Annotated in this window: 16 protein-coding genes, 1 tRNA gene and 2 pseudogenes; 7 read left to right on the forward strand and 12 right to left on the reverse strand. The window is 46.3% G+C overall.

Annotation, left to right across the window (positions count from 1 at the left end; genetic code table 11):
* Positions 1 to 286 precede the first annotated feature (286 nt).
* Positions 287 to 499: pseudogene (locus WD077_02230) on the forward strand (Fic family protein).
* Positions 500 to 605: 106 nt separating this feature from the next.
* On the opposite strand, the gene WD077_02235 reads toward WD077_02230, so the two are convergent.
* From WD077_02235 to WD077_02280, 10 genes are all read right to left on the reverse strand, one after another.
* Complete coding sequence (locus WD077_02235) at positions 606 to 1,337, reverse strand: RluA family pseudouridine synthase (GenBank protein MEX0966029.1); 732 nt, start codon at positions 1,335 to 1,337, stop codon at positions 606 to 608.
* Positions 1,338 to 1,342: 5 nt separating this feature from the next.
* The gene (locus WD077_02240) at positions 1,343 to 2,659 is read right to left on the reverse strand and encodes a TlpA disulfide reductase family protein (GenBank protein ID MEX0966030.1); all 1,317 of its coding nucleotides are present in this window, start codon (positions 2,657 to 2,659) and stop codon (positions 1,343 to 1,345) included.
* 33 nt (positions 2,660 to 2,692) lie between these two features.
* Positions 2,693 to 4,150 (reverse strand): Asp-tRNA(Asn)/Glu-tRNA(Gln) amidotransferase subunit GatB, encoded by a 1,458-nt coding sequence (gene gatB, locus WD077_02245; GenBank protein MEX0966031.1) that lies wholly within the window; start codon positions 4,148 to 4,150, stop codon positions 2,693 to 2,695.
* Between the two features lie 118 nt (positions 4,151 to 4,268).
* Entirely contained in the window at positions 4,269 to 4,811 is a 543-nt protein-coding gene (locus WD077_02250; protein MEX0966032.1) for a glutathione peroxidase, read from the reverse strand.
* A gap of 105 nt (positions 4,812 to 4,916) precedes the next feature.
* Complete coding sequence (locus tag WD077_02255) at positions 4,917 to 6,209, reverse strand: hypothetical protein (GenBank protein ID MEX0966033.1); 1,293 nt, start codon at positions 6,207 to 6,209, stop codon at positions 4,917 to 4,919.
* Positions 6,210 to 6,447: 238 nt separating this feature from the next.
* Positions 6,448 to 7,764, reverse strand: a complete 1,317-nt coding sequence (locus tag WD077_02260; GenBank protein ID MEX0966034.1) for a peptidoglycan DD-metalloendopeptidase family protein — start codon at positions 7,762 to 7,764, stop codon at positions 6,448 to 6,450.
* A 131-nt stretch (positions 7,765 to 7,895) separates the two neighbouring features.
* Complete coding sequence (locus tag WD077_02265) at positions 7,896 to 8,567, reverse strand: rhomboid family intramembrane serine protease (protein ID MEX0966035.1); 672 nt, start codon at positions 8,565 to 8,567, stop codon at positions 7,896 to 7,898.
* Positions 8,568 to 8,622: 55 nt separating this feature from the next.
* A complete protein-coding gene (locus tag WD077_02270) occupies positions 8,623 to 11,130 on the reverse strand; it encodes a PIG-L family deacetylase (protein MEX0966036.1) in 2,508 nt (835 codons plus the stop codon).
* Between the two features lie 18 nt (positions 11,131 to 11,148).
* A complete protein-coding gene (locus WD077_02275; protein MEX0966037.1) occupies positions 11,149 to 11,388 on the reverse strand; it encodes a hypothetical protein in 240 nt (79 codons plus the stop codon).
* A gap of 23 nt (positions 11,389 to 11,411) precedes the next feature.
* Positions 11,412 to 11,555 carry a hypothetical protein gene (locus tag WD077_02280; GenBank protein MEX0966038.1) on the reverse strand — a complete coding sequence of 48 codons (144 nt, stop codon included), beginning with the start codon at positions 11,553 to 11,555 and terminating at the stop codon, positions 11,412 to 11,414.
* Between the two features lie 41 nt (positions 11,556 to 11,596).
* On the opposite strand from WD077_02280, the gene WD077_02285 reads away from it, so the two are divergent.
* The 3 genes from WD077_02285 (at position 11,597) to WD077_02295 (ending at position 13,808) form a co-directional block, all read left to right on the forward strand.
* A complete protein-coding gene (locus WD077_02285) occupies positions 11,597 to 13,312 on the forward strand; it encodes a T9SS type A sorting domain-containing protein (GenBank protein MEX0966039.1) in 1,716 nt (571 codons plus the stop codon).
* Between the two features lie 35 nt (positions 13,313 to 13,347).
* Positions 13,348 to 13,509: a hypothetical protein gene (locus WD077_02290; protein ID MEX0966040.1), complete on the forward strand. Its 162-nt coding sequence runs from the start codon at positions 13,348 to 13,350 to the stop codon at positions 13,507 to 13,509.
* Between the two features lie 225 nt (positions 13,510 to 13,734).
* Positions 13,735 to 13,808: transfer RNA gene (locus WD077_02295), tRNA-Arg, on the forward strand.
* Between the two features lie 151 nt (positions 13,809 to 13,959).
* Here WD077_02295 and WD077_02300 read toward each other — a convergent pair.
* Positions 13,960 to 14,094, reverse strand: a pseudogene (locus tag WD077_02300) (toxin-antitoxin system HicB family antitoxin).
* A 243-nt stretch (positions 14,095 to 14,337) separates the two neighbouring features.
* On the opposite strand from WD077_02300, the gene WD077_02305 reads away from it, so the two are divergent.
* From WD077_02305 to WD077_02315, 3 genes are all read left to right on the forward strand, one after another.
* On the forward strand, positions 14,338 to 14,898 hold the full coding sequence (locus tag WD077_02305) for a cyclic nucleotide-binding domain-containing protein (protein MEX0966041.1): 561 nt from the start codon (positions 14,338 to 14,340) through the stop codon (positions 14,896 to 14,898).
* A 96-nt stretch (positions 14,899 to 14,994) separates the two neighbouring features.
* Positions 14,995 to 15,873: an alpha/beta fold hydrolase gene (locus WD077_02310; GenBank protein ID MEX0966042.1), complete on the forward strand. Its 879-nt coding sequence runs from the start codon at positions 14,995 to 14,997 to the stop codon at positions 15,871 to 15,873.
* A gap of 405 nt (positions 15,874 to 16,278) precedes the next feature.
* A complete protein-coding gene (locus WD077_02315; GenBank protein ID MEX0966043.1) occupies positions 16,279 to 16,878 on the forward strand; it encodes an SPOR domain-containing protein in 600 nt (199 codons plus the stop codon).
* A 125-nt stretch (positions 16,879 to 17,003) separates the two neighbouring features.
* Here the strand turns inward: WD077_02315 and WD077_02320 are convergent, their stop codons facing one another.
* Positions 17,004 to 22,622, reverse strand: a complete 5,619-nt coding sequence (locus WD077_02320; protein MEX0966044.1) for an MG2 domain-containing protein — start codon at positions 22,620 to 22,622, stop codon at positions 17,004 to 17,006.
* Positions 22,623 to 22,775 lie beyond the last annotated feature (153 nt).

The raw sequence follows: 22,775 nt of genomic DNA on the forward strand, positions 1-22,775 counted from the left end.
TGCCCCTTTTTGCAATAGAGGCACAGGTCAGGATCGTAGTCCAGGCGTTGGAGGGAAAGGGATTTCCAGTCAAGTGCAGGCCTGGGTGGTGCTTCCTTACTCAGTCGCTTGGCTCTGCCAAGTGACGAAATATGCAGGTAGGGCTTTGCCCGGTTTCACTCTCAAAATTAGCACATGCCTTCCTTTGCTGAAATAATGCGGGTAATCACGAGCTGTCTCGTCCTGAAAATCCAAGGACTGTACGCGTTACGCTTCGCTAAACGCGCGCTAGCGGGGGAAATTACCAAACGTTTATTCAAAAGACTTGATTGAGATTTTATTCCGTTTACCTTACACCAAGCGCCAACACTTGCTTGATGAAAATATCGGAAACCTAAAGACAGTCGGAAATTACTTGATGGCGTTGGAAGAAAAAGGATTTTTGAAATCAGAGAAAGTGGGAAAAGAGAAACTATACTTGAACCCAAAACTATTAGAAATATTGGAGAACAAAGAATAACCTCAGCTAACAGCACCAATCCAAAAGTGGCAGTTCGGTTGGTTAAATCAGCAGTTTTACTTGAACTGTAACCTGAAGTCAGCCCGCCCTTTCCCCCCTCATTGAACTATAGGGAATCGTACTTCCTCAGGAGTTTCATCAAGGTAGCAAAGTCATCAGGATATGGCGCTTCCACCGCTATGGCTTTGGCTTCAGGGTCAGTAAACTCCAAAGTGTGTGCATGGAGCGCCACCCGCTGCATTATGGGCCTCTCCTCTTTTTCCTGGCCATGATGATATTTCCGCTTTAGTTTGCTCAGCATGGGCAAAGTGCCATCGTAAAGTATATCCGATACGATGGGTGCTTTTACTGCCGATAAATGGATACGGATCTGGTGGAACCGGCCCGTAAGCGGTTGACATTCGCACAGCGTAAAATGCCGGAAGTTTTCTTTAGGACGGACAATCGTTACAGCCGGTTTGCCTTTATGCTTATCAATCCGGGCCTTGCCCTTTATTGCAGTGAGTGGCAACTGTATTTCCATTTCTTCATTCCCAAAACTCAGCACACCGGAAACAACAGCATGATAAAGTTTGCGCACCTGCCGGTTCTGAAACTGAAGCGAAATATGGCGATAGGTTTCAGAAGTTTTTGCGATCACCAAAGCACCCGAAGTCTCTTTGTCAAGCCGGTGGCAAAGCTGCGCAGTGGAAACATATTTCCTTGCGAGGCCCAACAAATTATAGGTGCCTCCGCTCCTCTCGTCCAGAGAACTGAGATGGGGTGGTTTATTCACGACCATCAGATGCTCATTCTCGAACAGGATAATTTCACTGAGCGAGGAAATGCGTTTTGCCATTCCGGCTACAAATATTTCTTGATTGCCTGCTCAAGCTCCGCCTTAGGAAGATCTTTCGCCACGATTTTCCCATCACGATCTACCAATATTGTTTTTGGAATTCCGCTTATTAAATACACATTCACAAGAGGCGATTCTTCCAATCCCAAAGGGTCATTTACCTGTACCCACGGCAGGCCGTCTTCCTTTATCGCCTGCCTCCACTCATCCTTATCCTTGTCGAAGCTCACGCCATATATTTCAAAACCACGGTTGTGGTAGCGCTGGTACATTTTCACCATATCAGGATTCTGCGCGCGGCATGGCTTGCACCAAGAGGCCCAGAAGTCTATCAGCACCAATTTTCCCCGGAGAGACTTCAATTCCAGCGGCTTTTCATTCTGCGTTTGCAGTACAATATTCGGAGCATCCTTGCCCGCAGCCGTCATGATATAAGGAGAAATTTTATCGTCCAGTTGCCTCACGAATTGATTGCCGGGATATAGCTTATTGAACTTTCTGTTGAGCGAATCCAGGAAATCTATATTAGTAGCTACATCCAGCCGCATGGCGGTGAGCGGTGCCACCAGCGATTTGTCTATTTCACGAATAAATTCTTTGAGTGTGCGGCTTTTAAAATTGCGCACTTCAGCATTGATAATTGGCAGTGAATCGTACATCTGAATAATAAGCTTGTTATTGGTTAAATTATCCATTCGCTGTTGTATAGCCTCTGCTTTTTCATTTGACAGGTTCAGCAGGTTATACATTTCCAGCAAATGCTGCGATTCCGTTGCCCCACCACCGGAAAGCGTATAGTCGCCAATTCTGGGATATGTGGTTTCTACCATGATATTTCCTGAAACCACAAGGAGATGAATAACTCCGGTTGGCGTTCGAAGCTGGTAAAGAGTCGGGGCTTTATGGCTGCCCTCAAACCTGAAGTAGTCATCCTCATTCACCACGGTAGTCTGCAGCGGATTAATGCTGGTTCCGTCCAGTTCATCAATGATCAGTTCCAGGTTGGCGCCATTGAAGAGATACCCTTCAATGACAAAATCCAGATATTCACCCTCAAGCTTCCGGCCCGGCAGGTTTGGATTGTTGGGCAAATCAAGCTGTCCTTCTGTCTTTCCGTAAATCACCACATTCTCAGAACTGCCATCCGTAAAAGTAGGAGCCGGTTGGTTGCCTGCGGATTCATCACTGTTTTGCTGAACCTCACCATCATATTTCTTCTCAAATCCATCATACTCCCGGTTTTCATTATTCCCATCGCCATCACAGGAATTCAAACAAAAAATGGCGACTACAGAGAGCGTTAATATTCTTATTAAATACATGTTCTTAATTTTTAAATTGAAAAAAGTCAAACCTTATTCTTGGTTTTCCAGTTCCTCAGTCAATATGCGACTGGCCTTTTTAGGATCTGCCTTGCCCTTGCTGGCACGCATTATTTCTCCCATAAACATGCCGAGTAGGTTTTTTTTGCCGGCCCGGTAGTCTGCTGCCTTTTGCGGATACTTTGCAATAGCATCGCGGGTTATTTTCCGGATAAGATCCTCATCACCCTCCTGTATAAGATTCATTTGCTCTGCCAGCCGTTCAGGATCCACTTCAGGATTTTTCATTAATTCAGAAAAAAGGCGGGTGGAAGCGATAGAGAAATTCATCTTGCCAGCCTCCACAAGTTCCACAAGTTCGGCTATTTGTGCCGGTTTCAGCATGAATTCTGAAATATCAATTCCCTGCTCATTCGTGTAGGATCGAACGGGCCCTATCATCCAGTTGGTGGCGGCTTTATATTGTTCTGTATCTTCAATTACTTCCATAAAATAATGGGCAAAATTCTTCTCCGAGGTAAGAATGGTAGCATCATACTCGCTCAGCCCATACTCGGCAATGAATTTTTCGTGGAGGGCTGCCGGCAGTTCAGGCATTGTCTCTTCCACCTTACTTATCTGCTCCAGCGAAATGACAATTGGGGGAATATCCGGCTCTGGAAAATAGCGGTAATCGTGGGCCATTTCCTTACCCCGCATTGAAACGGTTGTTCCCGTTACAGCATCAAAATTCCGGGTTTCCTGATAGATGGGTTCGCCATTCTCAAGCGCTGTTTGCTGACGTTCAATCTCGTATTCCAGTGCTCTCTGTACGTGCCGGATGCTGTTCATGTTTTTCACCTCTACCTTAGTTCCGAGTTCCTTTTGCCCACGTGGGCGCAGGGAAACATTGGCATCGCAGCGCAAAGAACCTTCTTCCATGTTGCCATCGCAAATATCCAGGTAGCGCACCAGTTTGCGTATTTCAGTCAGGTAATTATAAGCCTCTTTCGGGTGGCGCATATCCGGGCCGGTAACGATCTCGATAAGCGGTACGCCTGCCCGGTTCAGATCCACCAGCGAAGAAAAGGGATCAATATCATGGATGCTCTTGCCCGAATCTTCCTCAAGAATGATCTTCTCAATAAAAATATTCTTCGGGTTTCCATCAGCATCTTTTATGGTAATCTGCCCATCCGTACAGACCGGCAGTGGAAATTGGGTGATCTGATAGCCCTTTGGCAGGTCAGCGTAAAAGTAGTTTTTTCGTGCAAAGTGGGTGTGGCGATTGATCGTACATTTCAATGCTATTCCCATTCGCAGGGCCAGTTCCAGGCTCATCCTGTTGGGCTGCGGCAATGTACCCGGATGGCCCAGCGTTATCGGGCTTACGTTGGTGTTTGGAGGGCTTCCGTATAAATTCGGGTCAGGTGCAAAAGCTTTGCTCTTCGTAAGCAATTGCGCATGCACCTCCAGCCCCACTACCATCACATATTTCTTGCTGATTTCCATTGATCGCTTCTCAGATTTTGAAGCCGCGAAGTTAGCGGTTTTGGGAGGTGAGGGAACAGCATTGAAACAACAGCATCCAGAGATTTACTTCGCTATCCTGATTTGGAATCCATAGCCGCTACTCCTCCATCAATGTCTCCACAGCCTGGATCACTTCCGGGTCCAAAATTGACTTTTTAGGTTCCACGGCCTGGCGCACTTTCCCGTTTTTATCCACAAGGAATTTCTGAAAATTCCATTTTACAGGCGCGTCCAGAACTCCGTTCTTTTTTTTCTGCGTCAGGTATTCGTAAAGCGGATGCTGATCCTTTCCCTTAACTGAAATCTTGCTGAACATCGGAAACGTAACGCCATAGTTTTCAGAGCAAAATTGCCTGATCTCGCTATCAGTGCCGGGTTCCTGCCCCAGAAAGTTATTGGCCGGAAATCCCAGCACCACTACCTCCCTGTCTTTGTAGGTTTCATAAAACTGCTGCAATTCTTCGTACTGTGGCGTAAGGCCGCATTTGCTGGCCACATTTACGATCACCAGCACTTTGCCTTCGAATGTATCCAGTTTCACTTCCCTGCCGTCAATATCTTCCATCGTAAAGTCATACACCGATTCCCGCGTCCCGGCAAAAGGTAAAAGAAGCAAAAAGGAGAAAAGCACTGCTTTCATCATGTTGAATAATTTTTAATTTTAATAGCAAACAGCAGAAACAAATTTTGTTGTTCCCTTCCAAATATTTATGGGATTATAATCAATATGATTGAAATTCGATTTTCAAGCCGTTATGGATTTTACAAGTTCTGAGTCATCCTCTTTAATAAATAATAGGATTCCTGAAAATATTAAAATTTCGCCCAGCCACATGTTATATTGTAACCACCAGACTGACGACAGATTTAGTACCAGGCCGCTCACAATGAGTATATTTATGTAGTTGAAATTCCTCTTAAAATACATAGAGACCAGCAAAAGCGGGAATATCCATTGCACAGCGTTGTATGGCATTCTTGGAGCTGGGAGGAAGAAATCTGAGACGATCACCAGGCAAGCGCCCAATAAAAATATCCCGGTAATGGAAAGCCGGAATAGTCTTTTCCTTAAAAAAATGAATACGCTGGAAATAACTAAAAATAACATACCGGTCAAATAAATTGAAGTCAGCTCAATATTCGCAAATTTGAAAAAAAGATACTGGATCGAAGTATTCTCAATTCTTCCCCGAAAGGGTGAGCCCTCAGAAGGCGAGAACCCTTCCACCGTATCGGGCAACCATTGCGGTGTAGAAAGGCCGCTCAAATTTCCACCGCCAAGTATATTATAAGTGGCCCAGAATTTCATAGCGTCAAGGTATTGTTCCCACAGAATAATATAGGGCAGCACAAAAATTAAAATACCTGTGGCCACACCAGAAAGCGCGCCCACAAGCATTAAATACTGCCTGTTAAAAATAAATGGAAGGAAAAATATAGCAAAAGAAGGCCGGAATAATATTGCCATGCCTGCCAGAAAACCACCTGCAAATTTCAATACCTTTTTATCACAAATGGCGGAAGCAAAAGCAAGCGTCATTATAAATGGATAAATAATATAAAACTGGCCTACTGAAAGATGCAAGTGCCAGGCGAAGCCAATGCTGAATAAGCACCCTGTAAACAGAACCCATATTTTCAAAGCCTCATTTCCTCTTTCTGAAGTATAAGCGAACCATAAAATCATAAAAAGCAAAAATGCAAGTTGCAACCACAACCAAATATTTTTAATTACCAGATAATTAAATTTGCTTAGTGGCTGATGAATCAGGAGTACGGAAGGTGATACCGTGGTGTAGGTAACAGGCATTTCTGAAAACCCGGTAGTGAATTCTCTTCGGTTCAGCAATCGCTGGCTATCGCCCGGCTTCCATTTATAGTGGTAAGGCGAATGCCCGGTTTCAGTGAGTCTGGAGGCGACAATACGGTTCCGGAGATCAATCTGCTCCAGTTGCGGTACATTAAAAAAGACCTGGTAAAAAGTGCCTGCAACTGACAAGAATAAAAAAATGAGAAACAGAAGCTTTAAGGGTTTCATTTCATAAAGAACTTTATCAAATAACACTTCTGCAACCTCAATCGTCAGTCCCGGCTTATCTCCAAACTTTCGGGTTTAAAGGAGCTATAATTTAAAACCACGTGCTCTGCAATTCGAAAACTGCGAAGCGATATTTTCATTTACAGAATACTAAAAAAGCTCAGATTTGCCTGTTCCGGAAAAATAATTATTACTTATCGAAATAAATAAAAAACGACAAATACACTCGCACTACAAATTAGCTCCTGGGTTTCCCGGCTGCATCTTTGGTGGTGATCAGCTCTTGTTGTTCAGCAGGTTTGCGCTCGTATTGAATGCCGTCAAGTTGCTGATTGTAAGCTTCCATTACCTGCTGGTAACGCTCCGTATTTTCAGGATTTACCGGTTCAGAAGGCGGGATCTCTTCCCTGAACGGATCTACCTGGCGGCCATTTTTCCAAAACCGGAAGCAGAGATGCGGCCCGGTAGCGAGGCCCGTACTGCCCACATAGCCAATGACCTCTCCCTGGCTCACATGCTTTCCGGGTTTTATGCCGTTGGCAATTTTGCTCATGTGCAGATATTGAGTTGTATAAGTGCCGTTATGCCGAACTTTTACATATCGTCCATTCCCGCCATTATATGAGGCTTCGGTAATTACGCCATCGCCTACCGTATAAATGGGAGTACCGGTGGGTGCGGCATAGTCGGTGCCGAGGTGGGCTTTCCAGCGCTTTTGCACCGGGTGAAAACGCTTCATGGTATAGCGGCTGCTGATGCGGCTGAACTTCAAAGGTGCTTTCAGGAATGCTTTGCGCAGGCTCTCCGCATTTTCATCGAAGAAATCAATTCCCTCATTCTGCTCAAAAGAATAAGCGTAAAATTCTTTTCCGGCATGCTCAAACAAGGCAGTTTTAATTCTTCCTAAACCCACGGGTTTATCCTCTACATAATCCTGCTCAAATACTACTTTAAATTTATCATTTTTCTGAAGGCGGTAGAAGTCAATTGACCAGGCATACACTTCTGAAAGTTTTATGGCCATCGCAGGGCTGACGTCATAATCCTGAAGCGTTTCATAGAGCGATGATTCAATGATCCCTGCCGCTGTGCGCTCTTTTGTAGTTACTTCTTTTTTAAATTCAGTTATTTTTCCTCTTTCCGAAAGTTCACAAACCACATAATTGACCGGGTCTTTTTCATAAATAAAATAAGATGCGCTTTGCACCGAATCCTTTGAGGTCAGAATACAGTAAGGCCTGCCTGAAACAATTTTTCTTACGTCAAAAACTTCACGGCTTCCGGTGGCCAGTGAATGGATCAGCGAGCTGCTGATATTAAACGAGGAAAGAATTACGGAGAGATTCTCATTTCGCTGAACCAGGGCATGATGCACATCAAAAGAATCGAGGTTGAATCCATAGATCCGCTCAGGTTCATGATAGCATTCCGGTTCGAAGATTTTGTCCTCTGCTGAAGGGGCAAGTTGCTGAGCATTATCCTCATTAAATAAAACAAAGTAGGCTGCAACAATGATAAATATTCCGCTAAGCGTAGTGATGATCCTTAATCTCAAAATAATTTGGGTTTTGATTGTGAACTAACTGCCTCGCAAGTTTTAGCAAATTTTAAGCTTCAACTATACGTAAATCCACGCATATTGAAATATTATGAAAATTCATTGTGTAAGAAATTACATTTCCTTGTTCATTCCTCATTGCGAACGCCAACTTTCTTTGATGGAAAATAGCGGTTATGATCCCAATAGGGAACGGATTCTTCATCAGGCTCCTGGTCTTGCCACGGATGCCGGTCATCATCAGGCCCCCTTTTTCTAAAAACAAAAGCCGCAACAATCCCGGTAATAAGTCCGCTGAGATGCCCTTCCCATGAAACCTGCGGATCAGCCGGGAGAACGCCCCAGAAAATGCCACCGTATAAAAAGAACATCAGCAGCGAAAGGGCCAGCAGCCGCATGTTCCTGCGCATAATTCCGCTGAACATAAGGAAGCCTGCAAAACCGTAGATAAGCCCGCTGGCTCCGATATGATGCACCTCCCGTCCAACCAGCCAAAGCAGGCCACCGCTAATGAGGTAAATAAATAAAAGAATGCGCATTTCTACCGGACGATAAAAATAAATGATGGAGGTGCTGAGCACAAAAACAGGGATGGTATTGGCAGCCAAATGCCCCCAACTTCCGTGGAAAAATGGGTATGTAAGAATTCCGGTGATTCCGCTGAGATGGCGCGGATAAACGCCCATTCCTCCATAGCTGAGATCGAATACCCAGGCCACAAGCATAATGAGCCAGATAAGCAGAACAAACGCAGCCGGCAGTATTACGCTTTGCTTCATTCTCCTGAGTTCCTCTTTCATTCCTTATATTATTCCTTTCCTGTTTTAAATAAATAAACTGCCAGGCGCAATGCGATTATTCGGCTGCGATCATATTTGCAAAGAGCCGGTAAGCACCTGGCACTCCGGCAGGCAACTGACGGAAAAAAGCAAGTCCGGTATAAATAAATGCGCCCTTACCATGCCGGGTGTAGAGGAGCGCACCTTCCGTTGGCTCCTCATCCGGATCCTGGCCCTTCAGCAGAGCTTGATAATTTTCATTCCATTCATCCGCAAAATATAATCCCCGTTCCTGCACCCATCCTTCCAGATCATTGATGCTTATTTTATTGGGAACATTGAAAATAGGATGCTCCGGATGCTGTACGGTCAATTCCGCTTCTTCTACCGTGATACGGTCGCGGGAAATGCGGAAAGGAAAAGGTCCGATGTCTTCCGTAACAAGTCCGCGGTTTGTGTTGTACTGCACGATGAAAGTGCCGCCTTGTTCTACATATTCCATAAGCCGGTCATGCTGAAAAGCCAGGCGTTCGCGCGTATTGAAAGCACGGATCCCGACAATTATTGCATCGTATTCTGAAAGGTCTCCGTTCTCAATTTCCTCATCGGTTAGCAATACCACGTTGTAGCCTACCTGCCGCAGGCTCTCCGGGATTTCGTCACCTGATCCTGTGATATACCCGATATTCCGTCCTTCAATCTTCAGGTCCAGCTTCACCAGCTTTGCCTCCGCCTTTGGAAAAAGCGTTTGGGTAGGAATGTGATCATACGCTATCACCTGATATCCACGCGAAAAGGTGCTTATGCCATTTCCTGCACCCGTTTCAACGCTGGCGGTGAGCGTACCTGTAGAGGCTCCCTCTGGCGGAAATACCTGAAACGAAGTGCGCTGTTCATCACCCTTTGTACCCATCATCACCTGCTGTGTCTCGGGCTCTGCACGCCAGCCTTTTGGCAGTTCCAGCTTCACCCTAAGCTCCTGCTCCAGATCACGGCCTGCCTTTATCAGCAAGTCCACGTTGCGGGGTTCATTATTGGAAAAGATGTAAGAGTTAGCGGCAACGTTGATCATAACGGCCGGAGTCACTTCGAGATCCTGACTCAGTTCGCCACGCACCCTGTCAGTGGATTTATACACCACAGGCAACTCATAAGATATATTCTGAGCTCCAATGTTCAGGTCAACATTTACCATAACTGCCGCTTCGCCTTCGGGCCGGCTGGGGTCAGTGGGCCAGGCTACATTAAATAGCCCCGTGCCGGAAGCCTGTTCCAGCCAATATGGGTTTGAAGGAGACGCATCCTCCGGGATCGAAAGCTGCGTTTTAATTTCTATAGGAATATTGTAGCTTAATTCACCCTCTTCAGGGGCAGTTCCAGCAGCAATGGTTTTGTCTTCCATTTTATATTGAAACCCGGAAACTCTGGCCGGAATATCAGCCCGGTGTACGATAAACAGGTTTACCTCTAATTCTGAACCGGTTGCTGCCACTTTGTCTTCTGCGCGTGCTTCCATGAACAAGCCGGCAGCCTGGGCAATAATCAATTTTAAATCACGCTCTTTTACGCGTTTCCAATACATATCCGGGAGTTTTTCTATAGCACTATATGCTGCAAGAAGTTGAGGCAGTATTTCCTCCGGCCTTGCAGGATCGTACTTTTCAATAGCGTCAGCGATCTGTTTCTCTATTTCCTTCCCCCCTTTTATCCGGCCCCAGGAAGTTTTGATTCCGTCAAAAATGTCATTCTCAGGGAGCTTTCCTTTAACCAGCGTGAGATATTCCTCTTGCGTGCCGAATTGCCGTGAAGCTCCAAAACCCTGGCTCTTATGCTGACTCCGGCTCCTGGCCGCCACTTCTGCGTAGGACTGCCCCAACAGCGGATTGTATGTTCCCACATCCACTGTCAGGATCGAATCAGAGGTTTTGGCCTTTTCGCGGATTTCAGGGAACCACCACGTGCTGGAGTTCATTAAGAGTCTTTTTGTTTTCCATACTTCCACAAACTCGAAATGCTCCGGGAACCTCTCAGGATCAGCGGCAGCATGGAATGCTTCTTCGGCCAGGATGGCGGAAGCACTGTGGTGTCCGTGGCCTCCATAGTTATTGGTTGGGAACCGCGTAATAATGATATCCGGCCTGAACTTTCTTATCACCCACACCACATCATTCAATATAGAGTCGTAGCCCCATTTGCTGAAAGTTTCTTCTGAAGTCTTGGAGTAGCCGAAGTCAACTGCGCGTGTAAAGAATTGCTCGGCCCCGTCCAGCCTGCGTGCAGCCAGCAGTTCCTGCGTACGGATAAGGCCCAGCAGATCCCCTTTTTCATTGCCGATAAGATTCTGGCCGCCATCACCTCTGGTAAGACTGAGGTATCCGGTACGCGCCAGTTTCTCAGAAGCAAGATATGAGAGCAATCGTGTGTTTTCATCATCAGGATGCGCAGCGATGTAAAGCACGCTGACGAGTTGATTCATTTTCTTCATGGCAAGCAACAGATCTCCGGGAGAATTTCCGGTTGGCACCTGAGCAGCAGCCGTGGAAGAAATGATCAGAAGACATATAAGCAACCAGGATTTTTTCATTTTTATCATCATTCTAAATTATGGCGTCAAAGATAGGAAATGCTTGTGCGGCTCAGGAAAGTCGCCTTTCCGGAGGTTGTGATGCTCCATTGAGCGTAAATTAAAATTCCTGATGTAAGGATTCTCCTGATTAATTAATCGAAATACCGGCAAAGAGACGTAGAATAAGTATTGAAATGCTCCCGGCAACCATGATATTGCCCGTTTCCGGTAATTACAAAATAACATGCCGGAGCCAGAATAATAGAATATTTCCATTCCTTTTTCAGGCAAATCATTATTCAGCTCCGGTACATTTTCCAAAGTCTTACATCTGAGGCAGAGCGCGGCTCTTTTACCACGCCTGCGGCTGCACCGCAATTAAATTTGCTGATGATAAAACTATCAATTGGTAAAGGGAGAATAATGCTGTCTGAGAGGTGCATTTCTCCTGCTTTTACTTATCCATAAAATTAAAATTTTAAGTATGAAACACAAGCTTTACTCAAAACAGAAGCAGGTACAAAAAACGGACATGACGCGGGCGGTAACGATTGCGGCCCTCACCAGCTCAGGTACGGGATTGATCCTTGCCTTTTTTATTTTCCTGAATGTAGGAGGTATAAAGGATGTATTGGCTGGAACTGATATGACATATTATTCGCGCACCAGCGGAGACTGGAACGATAAAAATACCTGGTCATCAACCGGGCATGATGGCGAAAAGGCGCATTCCATACCGGGCGAAAATGATATTGTTTATATTAAAGGCGCTGACGTCAGAGTGAAACGTAATGAAAAGTGCAGATCGATTTTTATTACCGGTTCTTCCTCTATTACCACATTTACAATTGGCGCCAAAAAAACACTGGAGGTTTCCGGAGACATTAATATAGATATGAATGGCGATTCCAAAAGTCTCGCGGTACTGGTAGATCAGGAAGGGGCATTAAAAGTAGCCGGTAATTTTAATGTGAAAGGGGAGGGCACCTCATGGACCTACCTCTGGTTTGACAGCAGCAACAGCGAAATTTCCGGTGATATAAACCTGAATGCAGAAGAGCAGGCCGGCATTATGTACTACACTTTTGGCAATGCCACAACCCAGGTAGCCGGAAACCTCAACCTGCAACAGAACGGGGCCGGGGCCATTGTTTCATTTAAGCAGGACCACACCAGCGAAGTGGCCATAGCGGGAGATATTAAATTCTCCGCATCGGAAGAAGGCAAGGCTGCGCTTTTACTCAATGATCAATCTGTTCTTACGCTCAACGGAAATATTCATCGGATGGCAGCGCCAGCGAACTTTGGATTATTCTCAGCCACGGAAAATGCCACGCTTGTGCTTGCCGGCTCTGACAAGCAGTTGCTGTCCGCCAGTGCGGGTGCAGGAACTGACGGTATATATTATAATAATGTTAAAATCAATAACAGTTCAGCCTCTGTTCCGCAAGTGGTGCTTGAAGGCACTGTATTTATTAAAGGAAAATTCAGTTTTAAAAGAGGCATTGTTGAAACCACTCAGAAAAATCAAATAACCTTCGGCCCTGCCGGAAATTTTGAGAAGCGAAACAGTGCCAGCTATATCATGGGTCCTGGTGAAGAAACTGAGAACCCGGAAGGCAATCCGCTGCCTGTAGATCTTCTCACGTATGACGTGAAGCCGCTTAATAGCAATGTGGTGGTGGCATGGGCTACCGCTTCAGAATTGAACAACGATTACTTTACGCTGGAACGCAGCAGTGATGGCCATACCTTCAGCCACCTCACCACAGTAAAGGGTGCAGGCACTTCTCAGCAAACGAAAAAATATGCATTTCTGGACAAAAGTCCGTTGCCTGGCACCTCGTATTATCAACTTCGCCAGACCGGTTTTGATGGCGCAATCGAGGCCTTTCCGGTAAAGTGGGTAAACCGTGGAAATACTAATATCAATGCAGAGCCGCTGGCATTAAAGGAAATAGGCCCAAATCCTTTCGTATCGCAATTTAGCCTGAGCTACCGGGCCGGCAATACGTCTCCCGTAAACCTTACTCTCCTGGATCTTAATGGCAGGCTGCTCCACACCAAAATCATCAACAGCAACAGAGGAGTTAACGCATACACATACTTAGAAGGTGGAAGCCTCGAAAGCGGAATTTATTTCCTTGTGCTTGAGCAAAATGGCGCTAAAGTAACGAAGAGGCTAATCAAAAGAAGCTAATCATTTTTTTTCACATTTATCAATTTTACATTATCATGGACACATTGTATTTGGTTATTAAGAAAAACCAGGTATTGGCTTGCAGAAATTCCTACGCAGAAGCTTTTGAAGTTGCCGCAAATATTGCGGAAAGCAACATCCAGAAGCTGGAACTTGCCAAAAAAGGCAGCGGAAAAAAGGAAATGGCCCAGGCTTAATAAGCAACAGTATATGCTATTAAAACCAGGAACCGGCTGTAGCTTCTGCTACAAGCCGGTTTTCTTTTTTTAATTGATTACCAGGCAGCCTGAGATGCATAGCACCAAAGAGCAGCTTTCCAGCGCAGGAACCAAATATTCAGTGATGACCACCAAGGGTATGTTCCGGCAGCGAACGGATTTGACCTTGTTCAGCAATCTGGGGAAGTGCTTTGCAAAGGCATTGGACCCGTAGCTCAACCGGATAGAGCACCTGACTACGGATCAGGAGGTTTGGGGTTCGAATCCCTTCGGGTTCACATAGAAAGCCTTGTGAAGTTAATCTTCGCAAGGCTTTTTGTTTTAGGTGCCGCTGCCGCGCATGTCCTTCGCTTTTTCTATCGTGATAAAAACTCTTTAGGCGGCAAAAGATCAGTAACACTGTCCTTCAGGGCGGGGTAAGAACAAGCCTTATTTTTTCACCTTATCTGAAATTGCTTGCTTCACAAATTTATTTAAAGAAAGCCCGGATCCCAAAGCCCTTCTCATCGCCTTTTGATGCAGTTCAGGCATTTTTCGTACGTTAAATGAACCCCTATAACCTTTCCCGGGATCCTTATCTTACGCACTGAAAGAAACCGTGGTAATGTAGTTTTTACAGGTAAGTGAATTCTTTTTCATATCCTTAAGAAAACCAAAATTAGGTTTTAAGCGAAGGTTTACTTAAAGCCGGACATCGAAGCGGGAAAGTATGGCTCACCCTCACCCAATAACCTAAATTTGTTTTCCGGGAGGGATTTGAAATTTAAAGACAACTGAAAATTAATTCATAAAATTAATAGAAGATTTATGAAACAATTCCTCAAAGCCATCCATGCGGTGGACGATGCGATCCTTGACGAGTACATTTCATGCTGGGAGGAGTTCAGCGTAAAAAGAAAAACCATTATCACTGCCGAAGATCAGGTGCAGCGGCACATGTTCTTTGTGCGGGAAGGAATTCAAAAGTCCTACTACATTGATGATGGGAAAGAGCATGTAATCGCCTTCACATACCCGCCATCATTTTCCGGGATCCCGGATTCGTTCCTGCCGCAGAAGCCTTCAAAGTATTTCCTGGAAACCATCACTGACAGCAAGTTCCTGCGCCTGTCTTACAGGATGCACCAGGAAATGATGGCGCGTTACAGGCCAAAAGAAACACTCTTCAGAATTGCCACCGAAATGGTACTTATAGGTTTGATACAGCGGCATCACGAGTTAATGGCTTTCGATATTGAGACGCGTTTTAAAACGATGATGCAGCGAAGTCCGCACCTGCTGAATATGATCCCGCACAAGGATCTCGCCTCATACCTGCGCATAAACCCCACAAATTTCAGTAAGCTCCTTTCATCGGTAACCATTTAAATCTTGGTATAGACAAAGGTTTGCCGGCATTTGTCAGGTGAGATTTGCCTCAAAAAAATGATGAGACATCTTTTCACTTTAATAATGCTGATTACTATGAATAATACAATGCAAGCCCAATCTTGGGTTGACACGGTTCAATATCCGTTCGCCCACCATTATTTCCAACTGGAAGCGGGACGGATGCACTACGTTGACGAAGGAGAAGGAGAGGTGATCCTGTTTGTACATGGAACGCCAACATGGTCATTTCTTTATCGCGATATGATCAGGGAGCTTTCCAAAAGCCATCGGTGCATCGCGATAGACCATCTCGGCTTCGGACTCTCAGATAAGCCGCAGGATTTTCCGGGAACACCGCAGGCCCACGCCCGGAATTTGTCCGCCTTTATACAGGCGCTGGACCTGAAAGATATTACCCTGGTGGTACATGACTTTGGTGGCCCCATCGGATTGTCTGCCGCTATAGCCGAACCGGTGCGGATAAAGAAAATCGTTCTCTTCAATACATGGCTGTGGGAGACGGCCTCTGACCCCGGAGCCAGAAAGGTGGATAAGATCGTGAACAGCGCGCTGGGCCGGTTCCTCTACCTGCGAATGAATTTTTCACCCAAAGTTTTGCTGAAGAAAGGATTTGCGGATAAAGCCAATCTGACGAAAAATATTCACCGGCAATATCTCCTTCCTTTTCCTGACAAAACTTCCCGCTATCCACTATTGAGGCTGGCGAAATCGCTGGTTGGCGCATCTTCCTGGTATCAGGAACAATGGGAATTGTTGCACAAAATCAGCGATAAGCCGTGGCTCCTGGTGTGGGGCACGAAGGATAAATTCATCACAACGGGTTACCTGGAAAAATGGAGGACAAGGCTTCCTGAAGCCAGGATCGTGGAAATGGATTGCGGGCATTTTGTGCAGGAAGAAATGTCCGGGGAGGCCATCATTGCAATGAAAGACTTTCTGAGTGATGAGTAAGCTATTGAGGCATAACGCTCTTCCTTTAAAATATCAGCAGAGCCAATTTACTTTTTAAATAAGTGGATGAAAATATAATCTGCAACCGGGATTCCTTACAGCCTCTTGTTGCACCTGGCGCGGTGGCGATGCTGTTCCGGGTTTTATTTCGCCATATCTTTATGATGTGCTGAAAGAAAAAGCATCGTCAAAAGCCGTAAACGCCTTGAAAAGCAAAGAATCTGGATTGGCAGTAGCGGTTTTTACCTGCTTTTTTTCATTACAAAATCGCTCGGATGCGGATCGAAAAACGAGATTCGGAACAGGAAACAGGCTTAAATGCTGAACTCGTTCTTACATGTGTAACCAAGCTGTAAAATCAGCCTAAAATGAATTTTACCCGGAACATTTAAAAAATAAGTTAAAATGAAAAAAGCACTACTGACAATGGCTATTGCAATGGGAGCCATCACAATTTCCCAGGCGCAGGTTCTTCCGTTCAACAAGCAGGATAATAAATCTAAACGCGTTTCGAATTCGGAAACGAGTGCCGCTGAAAGTGAGAATCATAAGGTAAATCTTCAGGTACAATCAGTTTTGGCCGATGTAAAAATGGAGATTGTCAACGGGATGGTATTGCCGGAACTGGAAACTCCCGAAGAGGTGGAAGTAGATTCGTTAATCGCTTCGGACAATATTCCTGAAGTGGCGCCAGAACCTGAAAAATCTGATATTCCAATTGATATTTTTGACATTGAGAATAAGCATTCAACGGAAAATCCTGATTTCAGCAATGCCGATATTTATCTGGTAGTTGGAGCCTTTGAAATTCCTGAAAATGCGGCAAAGCTTCAGAACCAAATGAGTGAAAAAGGAATCCAGTCACAATCCCTGTATAATAAAGAGCGGAACCTTCACTATATCTATGTGGAGCAGGCCGGAACGATTGAGGAGGCCGAACAGAACATTTTGCGCATCCGCAGGGATGTAGTTCCTGATGCGTGGATCTATGTAAAAATAAAATAGCCGGTTTTACTTTTCAGGCGCCTTTTTATAAAATCAAAAGCCCCATCCTGTTCTGCACGGGAAGGGGCTTTTAGTTGGTATGCTTCAGGTTCATTTCTCCTGTGGCCAGACCGGAATCGCAGATTTTAGTTCATCCGGGCATCTCCGGCTTTAACCACCTCTACCCATTGGCCCGGTCTGCGGCTGTTTATGGTTTCATCATACATGGCTTCGCAACTCACGGTGGGAAGATAATAGCGGCCCAGGTAGCTGGCATTCAACATTACGCGGAAAGTTTTTGAATCGTTCCTGCTCAGGTCGAAAAATGTATACACGCGGTCGTCCCTGATATCAAGGTATTCTGCTTTGTCTTCTTTGCTTCCGGAGTCGAAATCCAGCAAACGCGTGTTGATGATTTCCCAGCCCGAAGGGAATATTTGCGTGAGCGCCATTTCCTGATAATGACCGCGATAGCCGGGATTGAAAATAGTGACTTCTGCTACGAAATCCGTTCCCTGGTCAAGAAACTGCGGATCGAGCAGAGTGCCGTCTGGGAGTTTATAGTTCACGTCAATCTTCAGTGCATTGTCAGCCGATGTTTGATCTCCCGTAATGGGTATCCCATGCAATATGACACGGGCAAATAATATCCCGTCACTATTGTTTTTGAGTGATACGTTGCCACCCTGGGTGCCTTTGATGCTGAGCGGAACTTGGTTCAGCGGTGTATTGCTGGCCGCATTGGTTTTGCTGCCGCCATTCAGGCTGTAGGTATAATCCATTTTTGTGGGTAGCGTAGAATTTCCCAGAAATTTAGAAGTTGCCATCAGGGTATAAGCAGTAGTTTGTGTGCTCATCCAGCGGTTGCTGCTGAGTTCGCCCGAAACATGTTTGAGCAGTTCGGCACCTTTGGTTTTTTCACCCATCAGCGTGAGTGTCTCCAAGATCATTGCTTCATCGCGTGTTCCGGAGCCGTAAGTGTAAGAAAGTTCGCGGTATGCCTCTACGCGCAGGGGCAGCTCTCTTACCAGTTGTTTAGCTACATCGGGTTTACCGCTAAGCTGGTATGCAGCAGCAAGCCGCCAGCGTGCTGTGGGCGTGAGTTCACTTCGCTCCCTGAGTCGGTTCATGGCGCCCAGAGCCGGAGATTTTGCGAGGGCCAGCGTATATAGCCGGTATGCCTGTACAAAGTCGCTGCGGTAGCCATAATCGCCACCTCCGGCCACCCATGAATTGGCTATGTTGGTCTGGTAATTTTTCCAGCGGCTCAGCATATTTTCCGGCACCGAATAGCCGAGATTCTTTGCTTCCACAAGAAAATGGCCTGCATAGCTGCTGCTCCAGTCGTCCACATTCCGCTGGCCGGGCCAATAGGCAAATCCGCCCCCGCTTACCTGGAAGCCACTCAGGCGCGCTATCCCCGCTGCCACATTCGCCTTTATTTGTGCCTTTTCAGCAGGAGGAAGGTCCATCAGGTGCTCTACGAAAAGCTGTGGAAATACCGAGGAGGTAGTTTGCTCGATGCATCCATAAGGGTACCGGATCAAAAATTCCAGCCGTTCATCCAGGTTCAGCGGTGGGATTGAACTCAGCTCCAGTACACCATAGTTGGTGCCTGCCATTCCCACTGGTGCATAATTGATATTCCAGGCAGCTCCGGCCTCCAATACCGTATCGAATACATTGGTAACTTCAGGATTAGGATTCCTGATCTCAAGGGTGATCTCCTGTTCTGCTGTTTCTCTACCACTTCTCGCTTTTATTTTTACTTTGGCCACTCCGGTCAGGGGTTTCACTTTTAATGAGAAAGTAACAAGTTCATCTCCGGTTTTGGAAAATGAAAGCGAACGGGAGCTTCCATCTTCTATGGTCAGCATATCATTGGTGGTAATTTCCACCTGCACGTTTTTCACCTGGCTTTCCATTGCAAATACCGAGACCGGCAGTTTCACCATTTCATCAGGACCTAATACGCGGGGCAATGTGCCCAGGACCATCAGCGGAGCGCGGACCGGTACTACCTTGTCTGCAGAACCATAAGCTTCCTCGAAACCTGCTATTACCATGACTTTTACGGATCCTACATATTGCGGCATATCCAGTGTGTGGGTCTGGGTTTCTCCTTTTTTAAGATGAAAAGGGCCGATATATTTTACCACGGGCTTAAACCGGTTGAGTTCCTTCCCGTCATCTTTTTTCACGATTTCGCCATCCCCGCCAATTGCGAGGAGCTTATCCATCCTGCCACTGAAAGCTCCCATTACCTGGTCATAAATATCCCAGGTTTTAACTCCGAGGGCTTCTCTTGCATAGAAATGATCCCAGGGCTGCGGAGTTTTGAAATTCGTAAGATCCAGCAATCCTTCATCCACCATTGCCAGCGTATAGGTCATGGGTCTTCCTGTAGCCTCACTTACGTTTACCTGGAAAGGCTTTTCGGGTCGCAGCACGTCCGGCATTCGTATAGTGGGTTCGAGGTGTGAGTTCGGATCTTCCACGAGCAGCGGCATGATGCCATACATCCGGATGGGAAGGTCGTTAATGGATTGTGCATGAGGCTGGAGCATGGTAACATGGGCGAAAATATTGGGCGCCATCTTTTCAGTCACTTCAAAGCTGAAACGGGTTTCGCCCTGCTGCGTTTCTACCCAATGGGTTTCCACTACGCTTTTGCCGGATTCAAGGCTAACCAGTGCACGCCCACCTGCACTTGAAGGAATGGTAAGCACAGCTTTTTCGCCCACATTATACTTTTCCTTGTCTGTGCTGAAAGCCAGCATGGAAGCGCCTCCGGGGGTATTCTGGCGCTGGCGGCTCACCCAGCCCGGCCAGTCGAAATAAATAACATCTCCTGCGCAATGTCCGGATTCCGGGTCGCACGCACGGACAAGGAAACGGCCCCAAAGCGGGTTGTCAACCCGCAGTATCCATGAAGCTTCTCCGCGGCTGTTGGTGGTGACGGAGGCCGTTTGCCGTTCATTTTCATATACCCGGCTGTTATAGTTTCCCTGGTTATCATACCTGTCCCACCACCAGCGCCAGCGTAGCTCATAAAGCTGTATCTTTAATTCTTTATTTGCCAGCGGCTGACCATCGCTATCAACAGCCACCAGCTTCACAAGATGGTTCGTATCCGTGAGATAGGTGCCCCGGCTGCGGTCAGCGGGAGGCATTTTTATTCCTGTATATGATTTAAATGGATGATAAGGGATGGTCATTGTGTTGGTGCTGAAATCTCCTCCCGGCTCGTAGGCCTTTGTCAGGAATTTGGCATTGAGCATTCCGGGCGCGTTGTGTCCCGCTTCCGGTTTAAATGAAAATGATGTGTGTCCGTTTTCGCCAACCTGCCCATCAAAAATCTGGTTGCTCTCGGTATTAAATGTCCGCATCGGATCGTCAAAGCGGAAGGTGGGAAACTTGCTGAAGTTTGTTTTGCCAGTTGAGTAACTCACCTGAATATCCGCTTTCAGGTTTCTTCCTGCTGCGCCATGCAGCCAGTTGATTTGCAACATCCCTGAATTTGATTCACCCCGCACCAGCGCTTCCGTTCCAAAATCAAGTTTTACCTTCAGGCGGTTGGGTTTTACGGTTTCAATCTTTAATGATTTATTAAAAACCACATTGCCCAGCTTTATGCGTGCCTGGTAGTTGCCTGTGCGGGCCGTAGCCGGTGTAGCCATTCTGAAGGCATAAAATCCACTGCTGCCGTGGGTGTTGACGTTTTTGGTTACGAGCTGGTTTTGCGGATCGTAAAGTTCCATTATTACGGGATAATTATCCGGCACTTTCTCCTCCGTATCTTCCAGGATGAAGGTGAGATACAAGGAGTCCCCGGGCCGCCACACGCCTCGTTCGCCATAAATGAATCCCTTCAGCCCTTTTTCCACTTTTTCGCCCGATACATCGAATTGGCTCAGTTGCAGCGAACCGCCATCAACGAGCCGCAGGTATCCGCGCTGACTGCCTTTCCTGGCAACCACTAAAAATGGCGTTTCCGAGGCCTGGAAAACCGCGATGCCATCAGCACCGGTTTCTGCCTGGTCAATTACCTGCTGCTGGTAGTCATATAGATCGAGTTGTATTCCGCCCAGGGGTTGCGTGCTTTTGATGTCATTTACAAAAACCAGCAGTTTGCTATCTTCTCCGCTTTTCGCCATTATGCCCAGGTCGCTGGCCAGCACATTACGGGTTACAACCCTTCGCGCGCCATAGTAGGATTCATGGCAAGGATTGTCGCGCTGATTATATCGGTAGCCGCGGGAATAATATTGGTCATAGTAGTTCCAGAAATCATCATCGTGATTCCAGCTATTGCCTCCTACCGGGGTCATTCCATCTTCTTCATAATAATAATCTCCTTCATAATAATCTTCGTCATCATCTGTGGTTTCGGCTGTTCCGTTTTCACAATCGTATGTGCTGTAGTCTTTTCTGAAGCCTATCCTGACCCGGTAAATAGCACCCGGTTCAGTTTGAATGAGTTTGCTCAGGTCCAGCGAATAAGTGGCCCAGCGGCCAAGATCAGCGGGGTTCATATTTTCCAGCGAAACCTGCTTTTGCAATACCGTTTTCCCCACGCGGCTCATCTGATAATCGCCCGGCAGGTCGTTTACCTGCAGGAATTGCGGGATGTTATTCTCATAAATTTTCAGCACCATCACATCCACTGTTTTCAGGCTGACGGCACGGAAATGCAGAAACAACCCACCTGAGTTGGGCATAATCGTTCCGTTGCCCACGAGTTCCACTGAAGGTTTCATTTCTTCAAAGTGGACATTCCATTCTTTGGCTTCTTTCAGTTTATAATTGAGTACATTTTTTACTCCCTGTGCAATTTTCACGGTCTGATCTCCCTTCAGCCGGATGCCGGGGTAGAGCAGCAATTGATTGCCATTGACGAGTGTCCGCGGATTTGCGGTCCCGGTGAGTGTCACCAATCCTTCAAGATCCTGGTCAGCCAGCAGCGGATCGCTGAACTGGATAATGACGTGTTGTTCAGGATGCGGTACCACGCGCACATCCATCACAAAGAAATCTCCCAGAGCCGGAATGGAATAAACCAGTTCTCCGTCCTCGTCCACATTCAGCGGTGTACCTTTCCAGGTAAGTTTTACTTCCGAAGCTTTTTCACCACGGTTTATTTCCTCAACCACGAAATCATGTGTGGTGGTGTTCTCGTTATGAAGCCAGTTTAGAGGGAGATCCTTACCATTTTGCGAAGCGCTCAAAACCTTTTCTATTGCATCTTCCCCGGCCATGTCAGCCGTAAGCACCCGGCCAATCAGCCTTTGCTTTGTCAGCTCTGTATTGCTGTAAGCCTGCAGTTGGTCTATCCTCACCTCCAGAGATTGCTGCAACACAGAGAAATTGAAAGAGAACAACTTATATTCTTCAGGGACCTCAATCAGATCTCCCAGCTTCAGCTTAGCAAGATATTCTTCGCCAGACGGGAGCGGAGCCGCAGGTTTAAATTCCAGGGTGAAATCATCCAGCCAATAGGCTTCACCTTTTATTCCGGGATCGAAGCTGAAGGGATTATCCTTAAGCGGCTCGTTGAATTGTGAAGGATCCGCAACGGGCTCAGCCATCCGCACGCGGATCGTTCCGTTGCTGGAAATAACGCCACTGGTATAGCCTGAGATGAACTCACCGTAGGCCGGGTCTATCTCTACTTTTTCGGGAGCCTTCTTGGAACAGGTGCTGAAAAACAGGGGAGCAATAAGCAAGAGTAGCCATTTACCGGAAGTAATTTTTTGATGAACCATAATGAGAGATAAAATCTTTTAAAGTGTTTGGGAAATAGTGGCTAAATATAGGCATCCGGGGAGAATAATGGAAGGCCATTAAAAATAACCGTGGAGAGGATTAAATTCAGAATTCAAACTAAAACTTTGTTGGCGAATTACTTCAACCAAAAA

Source organism: Bacteroidia bacterium (genome assembly GCA_040880525.1).
Taxonomy (GTDB): domain Bacteria; phylum Bacteroidota; class Bacteroidia; order CAILMK01; family JBBDIG01; genus JBBDIG01.